The sequence below is a fragment of the Frigoribacterium sp. VKM Ac-2836 genome (assembly GCF_013248995.1).
Classification (GTDB): Bacteria; Actinomycetota; Actinomycetes; order Actinomycetales; family Microbacteriaceae; genus Frigoribacterium.
Window position 1 is genome coordinate 1,112,085 of record NZ_JABRPK010000002.1, and the last position, 8,669, is coordinate 1,120,753.

The following is an 8,669-nucleotide window of genomic DNA, read 5'->3' on the forward strand; positions in this document are numbered from 1 at the left end:
CTGGGGGCGACGGTAGTCGGCCGCGACCCGACGGGGTCAGTCCTCTGCGGGGATCAGCAGGGCGACGGGGTACGTGTCGAGCACCTCGGCCAGGCGGAGGCGACCGCCCTCGTGCCGACGGCCGGTGAGCACGTCGCGGTACGCGCCTCCTGCGGTCAGGACGACGGTGTCGTCCCAGCCGCCGGCCTGCTCGAGCGCGACCGGAAGGCGGGTCGCGATCGCGAGCGCCCCACCCCGGTCGACGGCGACGGCCGACGCGGCCTGCTCACCGAAGACCGGCAGCGCGGCGTAGCGCGTGAACAGGTCGGGGCGGTCGCGGCGCAGCGTCAGGGCGTGATGCGTGACGACGAGCTTGGCGGCACCGGTGTCGTCGATCGCGGGCGTCGCGCCGCCGCGGACCTCGTCGAGGAGACGCCGGCGCAGCGCGAAGTCGACCTCGCGTCGGTTGTCGGGGTCGACGAGCGAGAAGTCCCACAGCTCGCCGCCCTGGTAGACGTCGGGGCTGCCGGGGCCGGTCAGCTGCATCAGGGCGACGCCGAGGGAGTTGCTGTAGCCCGGCGCGCGCAGGACGTCGACGATGCGCTCGACCTCGTGACGCACCTCGTCGTCGTCGAAGGCGGCGTCCACCGCGGCGTGCATGCGCGCCTCGAAGGCCTCGGCCTCGTCGGTGCGGTCGGTCCAGGTGGTCGACGTGCTCGCCTCGCGGGACGCCTTCTCGGCGTAGGCGTGCAGGCGCTCGCGCGACGCGGGCCACGAGCCCACGATCGTCTGCCAGAGGATGTTCTCGAACGGGCCGTCGCCGACCGGGGCGAGCTCGCGCAGTCGTTCGAGGGTCGCCGCCCACTCGGTGGCGACCTCGGCGAGCACCGAGACGCGGGCGCGGACGTCGGCGCTGCGCTTCGTGTCGTGCGTCGACAGGGTCGTCATGCCGAACGGGCGCTCGGCGAGGCGGACCTGCTGGCGCGCGTGGAACTCGTCGGGCGTCAGCGAGAACTCGCTCGGGTCGGCACCGACCTCGGTCAGCGTCGCCAGGCGGCTGTAGCGGTAGAAGGCGGTGTCCTCGACGCCCTTGGCCATGACCATGCCGCTCGTCTGCTGGAACCGCACCGAGGCGGGGTGCGATTCGTCGCGCAGCACGGCGACCACCCGCTCGACGGCGCTCGCGAGGTCGGGGCGGTGGGTCGTGGCGACCTCGGCGGCCTCGGTCAGCCACTCGGCACCCTGCGGGAGGTAGCTGCGGTACACCGGGAACGCCGCCGTGAGCTCGGCCAGCGCGTCGACCACGGATGCGTCGACCGCGTCGCCTTCGGCGATCAGCCGGGCCAGGCGGTTGATCTCGCTGCCCAGGATGCCGTCGGCGATGCCGCGCTTCGTGCCGAGGATCATCTCGTGCCAGTCGACGGGCTCGTCGCCGGTGGTCTCGTCGGCCCCGGCGGCCCGCTCGTCGGAGTCGACCCCGCGAGCCCGGCGCAGGCGCGCGTCGAGGGCGTCGAGGGCGGGTGCGCCGCTCGGGTCGACGAAGAGGCGGTCGAGGTCGGCCAGGGCGTCGTAACCCGTCGTGCCGGCCGTCGCCCAGTCCTCGGGCAGGCGTTCGTCGCCTTCGAGGATCTTCTCGACGAGGACGTGCGCGTCACCGGTCAAGGCGGCGAGCAGGTCGAGGTAGCCCTTGGGGTCGGCCAGGCCGTCCGGGTGGTCCACGCGGAGGCCGTCGACGAGGCCCTCGGAGAACCAGCGGCCGATCTCGGCATGGGACTCGGCGAAGACCCCTTCGTCTTCCACGCGGATGCCCGCGAGGGTGTTGACCGCGAAGAAGCGACGATAGTTGAGGTCGGTGTCGGCCTTCTTCCAGTGCACGAGCTCGTAGTGCTGCCGCGAGTGCACGGCAGCGGCGTCGTCGCCGGGCGAGCTGGTGCCGGGGGCGATCGGGTAGACGTTGTCGTAGTAGTGCAGTTCGTCGCCGTCGACCGTGAGGCCCTCGATCGATCCGTCCGCCGCGGCGGGCTCGCCGAGCACCGGCAGCAGCACCTTGTCGCCGCCCGCAGCCCAGTCGACGTCGAACGCGTCGGCGTAGCGGGAGGCGCGTCCGTGGGTCAAGAGGTCCCACCACCAGACGCTCGCCTTCGGGGTCGCGACCCCGACGTGGTTCGGCACGATGTCGACCAGGACGCCGAGACCCTCGGCGTGGGCGCGCGTCGAGAGCTCGTCGAGCCCCTCGGCGCCGCCGCGCTCGGGGTCGACCTGGCTGTGGTCGACGACGTCGTAGCCGTGGTCGCTGCCCGGCTCCGCGGCGAGGATCGGCGACAGGTAGACCCAGTCGGCGCCGAGGTCGCGCAGGTACGGCACGAGGTCGGCGGCCGCGTCCAGATCGAAGGAGGCGCGGACCTGCAGTCGGTACGTCGAGCGCGGGTGCATGGTCGGTTCGTGTCGGGTCACAGTTCTTCCTCGGCCGTGGCACGCAGGACGACGAGCGAGCGACCCACCACGGGGAGTCGGTCGCCGGCCCGCAGGGCGGAAGGCGCCTGCGGGGTCGAGGGTGGTTGGGGGGTGGTGGCGGCCCGGGTGGCCGTCGGGGTGCGGGGGGCGGCGTTCGCCGGAGGCGGGGGAGCGGTCACGGTGCTGTCGACGACGACCTCCCAGCCCTGGGCGTACTCGTCGGGCGGCAGGACGAAGGTGACGGTGTCGGCGCTCGCGTTGAAGTACAGGACGAAGTTGACGTCGGTGATGCGACCGCCGCGGGCGTCACGCCCGCGGATGCCGTTGCCGTTCAAGAACATGCCGATGGCCTTGGCGTAGGACTCGTTCCACTCGCCCTCTTGCATGGCATCGCCTTCGGTCGTCAACCAGACGATGTCGGGCAGTGGCTCGCCCTCGCCGCGTGTCACGGGCCGGCCGTTGAAGTACCGCTGGCGACGGAAGGTCGGGTGGTCGTGGCGCAGCTTGATGACCTCGGCCACGAACTCGATCAACTCGCGGTCGGCGTTCGGCCAGTCGACCCAGCTGATGGCGTTGTCCTGCGCGTAGGTGTTGTTGTTGCCACCCTGGGTGCGGCCCAACTCGTCGCCGTGCAGCAGCATCGGCACGCCCTGGCTGAGCAGCAGGGTCGCGAGGAAGCTGCGCTGTCGCTGTTCGCGCAGGGCGCGGATCTCACCGTCCTCGGTCTCGCCCTCGATGCCGGAGTTCCACGAGCGGTTGTGGCTCTCGCCGTCGTTGCCGTCCTCGCCGTTGGCGTCGTTGCGCTTCTCGTTGTAGCTCACCAGGTCGCGCATCGTGAAGCCGTCGTGCGCGGTGACGAAGTTGATGCTCGCGACCGGGCGCCGGCCGTCGCGCTCGTACAGGTCGGCCGAACCGGTGATGCGGCTGGCGAACTCGCCCAGGGTCGAGGGCTCGCCGCGCCAGAAGTCGCGCACGGTGTCGCGGTACTTGCCGTTCCACTCGGTCCATTGCGGGGGGAAGTTGCCGACCTGGTAGCCACCGGGACCGACGTCCCACGGCTCGGCGATCAGCTTGACCTGGGAGACGATGGGATCTTGCTGGACGAGCTCGAAGAAGGTCGACAGGCGGTCGACCTCGTAGAACTCCCGGGCGAGCGAGGCGGCGAGGTCGAAGCGGAAACCGTCGACGTGCATCTCGGTGACCCAGTACCGCAGGCTGTCCATGATCAGCTGCAGCGAGTGCGGGTGGCGCACGTTGAGGCTGTTGCCGGTGCCCGTGTAGTCCATGTAGTGCTGTTGGTCGCCGTCCATCAGCCGGTAGTACGCCGCGTTGTCGATGCCCTTGAACGACAGGGTCGGGCCCAGGTGGTTGCCCTCGGCGGTGTGGTTGTAGACGACGTCGATGATGACTTCGATGCCGGCCTCGTGCAGCACCCGCACCATCGTCTTGAACTCCTGCACCTGCTGACCGATGTCGCCGGTGGCCGAGTAGGCGGCGTGCGGGGCGAAGAAGCCGATGGTGTTGTAGCCCCAGTAGTTGCTGAGGCCCTTCTCGAGCAGTGTGTTGTCCTGCACGAACTGATGCACCGGCATCAGTTCGAGGGTCGTGATGCCGAGCTTCTTCAGGTGGTCGATGATCGCCGGGTTGGCGACGCCCGCGTAGGTGCCGCGTTCTTCCTCGGGGATGTCGGGGTGCGTCTCGGTGAGGCCCTTGACGTGTGCCTCGTAGATGACGGTCTCGTCGTAGCTGTACTTGGGGGCGCGGTCGCCCTGCCAGTCGAAGAACGGGTTGATGACGACGCCCAGCATCATGTGCGGGCCGCTGTCCTTGTCGTTGCGTGAGTCGGGGTCGCCGAAGGTGTAGGCGAAGAGGGCCTCGTCCCAGTCGATCTCGCCGCAGGTGGCCTTGGCGTAGGGGTCGAGCAGCAGCTTGTTCGGGTTGGCGCGCACGCCTTTCGCGGGGTCGTACTCGCCGTGCACGCGGTAGCCGTAGCGCTGACCGGGCTGCACGGTGGGCAGGTAGGCGTGCCAGACGTAGGCGTCGACCTCGGTGAACTCGACCCTCGTCTCGGTGCCGTCGTCGTCGAAGAGACACAACTCGACCTTGCTGGCGGCCTCGCTGAAGATCGCGAAGTTGGTGCCGCTGCCGTCGTAGGTCGCGCCGAGGGGGTAGGGGTTGCCGGGCCAGGTGTGCATCGAACCTCCGATTGGGACTCGCTCAGCCTAGGGGCGAACGGGCGCCCCGTCCGCGCGAGGACGGGGCGCCCGCCGGGCCATCGGGCCCGGACGGACGCCCCGTCGGGGGCGGTGCGCGCTTGGCTGCTCGCTCTGCCGGGCCCGTTACTTCGTGACGGCCGCGAGGGCGTCGACGATGCCGTCGCCGAACCACCCGTTGTCCGCCGACGTCCCCGTGCAGGTCGTGGTGCCGGTGGGGCAGGGGGTGTCGGTCGCCTGCTGTTCGAGCAGTCCGGTGAGGGCCGCGCCCTTCAGGCGCGGGTGGGTCGACTTCAGCAGGGCCAGCACGCCTGCGACATGCGGTGAGGCCATGGAGGTGCCGGACTTGGTCCCGTAGCCGCCGCCGGTCACGGTCGACAGGATCGCCGAGCCGGGGGCCGCGACGTCGACGACGCCCTCGCCGAAGTTCGAGAAGCCCGACTTCGCCCCCGCCGAGGTGGTCGACGACACGGTCACGACACCGTCGAGTTCGGTGGGGATGTCCAGGCAGCGCGAGTCGATCGGCCGGGGGGCCGGCGTGGTGTCGTTCGGGCTGTCGGTGTCGACCGTCTTGTTCGCGAGGTCGATCGACGAGTTGCCGGCCGCCGCCACGTTGACGATGCCCTTCTTCTGGGTGAACTGCACCGCGCGGTCGACGGCGGTCAGGACGGCCGCCTGGTCGACGTCCGAGCCGCACCAGAACTGCCACGGGTCGACGTAGTAGCTGTTGTTCGTGATGTCGGCACCGGTCGCGGCGGCCTGCATGAAGCCGCAGATGGCGGCTTCGGGGTAGATGAAGCCGTCGTCGCTGACGACCTTGACGGCCGCCATCGTCACACCGGGGGCGACGCCCACGATGCCGACGCCGTTGCGGGCCGCGGCGATCGTGCCGGCCACGTGGGTGCCGTGGTCACTCGTCGTGGGCTGCCAGGAGGCGTAGCTCGAGTCGGGCGTCCCGGTCAGGCAGCTCGCCGAGGCGGCCACGTCGATGTTGGGCCGCAGGTCGGGGTGGTCGCCCTCGATGCCCGAGTCGAGCACGGCCACGAGCACGTCGCGGCTGCCGTCGGTGACCTGGTGCGCCTGGTCGGCCTTGATCGCTGTGAGGTCCCATTGCTGCGCCTCGAGGGGGTCGGCGACGACGGTCGTGGCCTCCTCGAGTCGCTGCTCGGGCGAGGTCGCGGCCCTCGGCCCGCCGGGGTGTCCGGGGCCACCGGGCTTGCCTGGACCACCGGGCTTGCCGGGACCACCCGGGTGACCGGGCTTCACGGGCTTGCCCGGGCCGGGGGCCGTCGTGCCGACGCCGTAGGTGGGATCGGTCTCGGCGACCGCGGCCGTGCGGGTGGCACCGGCCGACGCCACGGCCTTGTCCCCGCGCACCGAGGCCGCGAAGTTCGTGTTGCTCGACTGCGCCACGACGACGCCGAGGTCGGCGTACGCGGCGATGACGCTGCCGCCCGCCGCTGCGACCGCGCGCTCGACCTGCTTGGTCGCGCCCGGGTTGGCCTTCGCGGCGTTGACGACGTAGTTCATCACCGCGCCCTCGAGGACCGGCAGCGTCGGCGTGGGGCCCGGCTTGCCCGGCGCGCCGGGTGCGCCGGGTTGGGTCGGTGCGGACGCAGGAGGCGCGGCGACGGCGGCTCCGGAGCCCACCGCGACGAGTCCCAGGGTCAGGGACGCCGCGAGGCAGACGGTTCTCACGCGGTGGCGGGTGCCACGGGCGCGGGGGTCGGTGAAGGTCATGGTTCTCCTCGTCGGGTCGCGCGTGCCGGGGTGGGACGCGCGGAGCGGGTGGCTCGTCGCGGGCCGTGCCCGGTGATCCGACGAGCCGCCGTGCTCCTCATAGGAAGTCTGAAGAATCTTCGGTCAGGGCGCAGTGGGCACTTGGGGGGACGCCCCGTGACCCCCACACGGGGTACACGCCAGAGGGTGGCTCCGGGTAGCGTCGGATCATGTCCTTCGATGCCGTGCGCAGTGCTGCCACTCCTCGTCCCCGTCCGTTCCCTGCTCGCCCGGTCGTCTTCGGGATCACGTCGTGAAGATCGTCGTCATCGGGTCCACCGGCCACGTGGGTGGCTTCCTCGTCCCGCGACTGGTCGAGGCCGGCCACGAGGTGGTCGCCGTCAGTCGTGGGGCCTCCGAGCCCTACCGTCCGCACGCGGCGTGGTCCCGCGTGACGCGCCTCCTGCTCGATCGCGAGGCGGGCGATGCCGACGGCACTTTCGCGGGCGAGATCGCGGGCCTCGGCGCCGACGTCGTGATCGACATGATCTGCTTCACGGTCTCGTCGGCGCGCCAGATGCTCGACGCCCTGCAGGGCTCGGGCACCGTGTTGGTGCACTGTGGCACCGTCTGGGTGCACGGTCCGTCCCGCGAGGTGCCGATCACCGAAGAGGCCGAGCGCACCCCGTTCGGCGAGTACGGCACGCAGAAGGCCGCGATCGAAGAGCTGCTGCTCCGTGAGTCTCGGCGTCCGGGCGGGGTGCAGAGCGTCGTGTTGCACCCCGGCCACATCACCGGCCCGGGCTGGCCGATGATCAACGCGGTCGGCAACCTCGACCTCTCCGTCTGGGAGGCCCTCGCCGCCGGGCGCGAGATCGCGATGCCCGGCCTGGGTCTCGAGACGGTGCACCACGTGCACGCCGACGACGTCGCGCAGGCGTTCCAGCTCGCCGCCGAGCGTCACTCGCAGGTCGTCGGCGAAGCGTTCCACGTGGTCAGCGATCGGGCCGTCACGCTGCGCGGGCTCGCCGAGTCGATCGCGCGGCACTACGGGCAGGAGGCGCGGCTGCGGTTCGTCTCGTGGGCCGAGTTCCGTGACCAGACGTCTGACGAGCACGCCGACGCGTCGTGGCAGCACGCCTCACGCAGCCACTCGATGAGCATCGACAAGGTCCGACGCCTGCTCGGCTACGCTCCGCGCTACACCTCGGTGCAGGCCGTCGTCGAGGGTCTCGACTGGCTCGAGGCCAACGGGCAGCTGACGCTCGGCTGACCGTTCGTCAGGGCGACGGTGCCGCTCCTGCCCCGAGCTGCAGCGCCAGCTCCATGCACCGCAGCCGGGCCGGGGAGAAGTCGTAGGGCATGCTCCTGATGGTCTCCGCCGCGCTCCTGACGCGCGTGCCCGTCGCCGGATCGGGCCCGGACGTCGAGTCGGCGTCCTGGTGCGGATGCCGCTCGTCCCAGGCATCGAAGAGGGCGTCGTCTTCCTCCGGCTGACCGGACTCCTCGATGATGCGCATCAGCGGCGGCGACCGTCGCTGCCTCGCTCACGTTCCGGGAGCAAGCCGACCTGGTGGTAGTGGCGTATCGCCCGGGGAGTGATGCCGACGAACGCCGCGGCGTCGCCGATCAGGACCTGACGGGGCGGGGTCGGGAACGGGTGCATGGCGGACCTCTCGGAGCAGGACGGGACGGGACGTGCTTCGAGGAGACCACATGACGCTGCGGCAGGAGCAACCCGGTGCCACGCGTTGGGGAGTCCGGCCGCGCCCGACCGTCCGTCGCTGCGGCGCCCGCCGTCCGATGCCGGCGACGTCAGCCGCGGCGCAGGAAATGCGCGGAGACGGCGGCCTGCCACGAGTGGCCGTAGCGGGTCGTGCCGGCCGCGGTGCGGACGACGAACGCGCCGGCGCGGTAGGCGAGTCGTCCGTGACTGACGAGCTGCTCGCCGAAACGCTCGGCGATCGACCAGGTGTCCGCCGACTCGAAGCTGATCGCCACGGGGAACCGCGAGCGCGGCAGGCGCACCTCGACCGGCGCTGCCTCGGCATTCGTCGGGAGGCGCCCGAGGAGCATCGGGGGAGTCAGGGATGAGGCGGGAGGGACCATGGGGTTCCGTTCGTCGGTGGGCGGCTTCGCCCGGGCAGAGGAAACCCCCTCCCGCACGGATGCAGGAGGGGGACCACCGGGATGACCGGCCCTCGATCAGAGGCGGTGGCCGGTCAGGCGGGTGTTATTCCGTGGCGGCGGTGATCTTCGCGACGCCGACGAGCATCTCGTCCTGGACGGCGTCGGTGTTGAAGG

At 71.2% G+C, this 8,669-nt stretch carries 7 protein-coding genes; 1 reads left to right on the forward strand and 6 read right to left on the reverse strand.

The annotated features are described in order from the left end of the window. Positions 1-36: 36 nt before the first annotated feature. From treY to HRF36_RS11600, 3 genes are all read right to left on the reverse strand, one after another. Complete coding sequence (treY, locus tag HRF36_RS11590) at positions 37-2,412, reverse strand: malto-oligosyltrehalose synthase (protein ID WP_173210096.1); 2,376 nt, start codon at positions 2,410-2,412, stop codon at positions 37-39. A gap of 17 nt (positions 2,413-2,429) precedes the next feature. Further along, positions 2,430-4,628: a glycogen debranching protein GlgX gene (gene glgX, locus HRF36_RS11595; RefSeq protein ID WP_173209888.1), complete on the reverse strand. Its 2,199-nt coding sequence runs from the start codon at positions 4,626-4,628 to the stop codon at positions 2,430-2,432. A 144-nt stretch (positions 4,629-4,772) separates the two neighbouring features. Continuing rightward, positions 4,773-6,386, reverse strand: coding sequence for a S8 family serine peptidase (locus HRF36_RS11600; RefSeq protein WP_173209890.1), 1,614 nt, complete (start codon positions 6,384-6,386; stop codon positions 4,773-4,775). Positions 6,387-6,678: 292 nt separating this feature from the next. On the opposite strand from HRF36_RS11600, the gene HRF36_RS11605 reads away from it, so the two are divergent. Continuing rightward, positions 6,679-7,638, forward strand: a complete 960-nt coding sequence (locus tag HRF36_RS11605) for an NAD-dependent epimerase/dehydratase family protein (RefSeq protein ID WP_173209892.1) — start codon at positions 6,679-6,681, stop codon at positions 7,636-7,638. 7 nt (positions 7,639-7,645) lie between these two features. On the opposite strand, the gene HRF36_RS15890 is transcribed toward HRF36_RS11605, so the two are convergent. From HRF36_RS15890 to HRF36_RS11615, 3 genes are all read right to left on the reverse strand, one after another. Next, the gene (locus tag HRF36_RS15890; RefSeq protein WP_254281180.1) at positions 7,646-7,885 is read right to left on the reverse strand and encodes a hypothetical protein; all 240 of its coding nucleotides are present in this window, start codon (positions 7,883-7,885) and stop codon (positions 7,646-7,648) included. Next, positions 7,885-8,031, reverse strand: a complete 147-nt coding sequence (locus tag HRF36_RS15895) for a MerR family DNA-binding transcriptional regulator (RefSeq protein ID WP_254281181.1) — start codon at positions 8,029-8,031, stop codon at positions 7,885-7,887. Before HRF36_RS15895 ends, HRF36_RS15890 begins: the two co-directional genes overlap by 1 nt. Positions 8,032-8,180: 149 nt before the next feature. Next, positions 8,181-8,441, reverse strand: coding sequence for a hypothetical protein (locus HRF36_RS11615; RefSeq protein ID WP_173209894.1), 261 nt, complete (start codon positions 8,439-8,441; stop codon positions 8,181-8,183). Between the last annotated feature and the right edge of the window lie 228 nt (positions 8,442-8,669).

Excerpts from the sequence above, each read along its gene's own strand:
- treY (WP_173210096.1), bottom strand. The coding sequence starts at position 2,412 with ATGCACCCGCGCTCGACGTACCGACTGCAGGTCCGCGCCTCCTTCGAT.
- glgX (WP_173209888.1), bottom strand. The coding sequence starts at position 4,628 with ATGCACACCTGGCCCGGCAACCCCTACCCCCTCGGCGCGACCTACGAC.
- HRF36_RS11600 (WP_173209890.1), bottom strand. The coding sequence starts at position 6,386 with ATGACCTTCACCGACCCCCGCGCCCGTGGCACCCGCCACCGCGTGAGA.
- HRF36_RS15890 (WP_254281180.1), bottom strand. The coding sequence starts at position 7,885 with ATGCGCATCATCGAGGAGTCCGGTCAGCCGGAGGAAGACGACGCCCTC.
- HRF36_RS15895 (WP_254281181.1), bottom strand. The coding sequence starts at position 8,031 with ATGCACCCGTTCCCGACCCCGCCCCGTCAGGTCCTGATCGGCGACGCC.
- HRF36_RS11615 (WP_173209894.1), bottom strand. The coding sequence starts at position 8,441 with ATGCTCCTCGGGCGCCTCCCGACGAATGCCGAGGCAGCGCCGGTCGAG.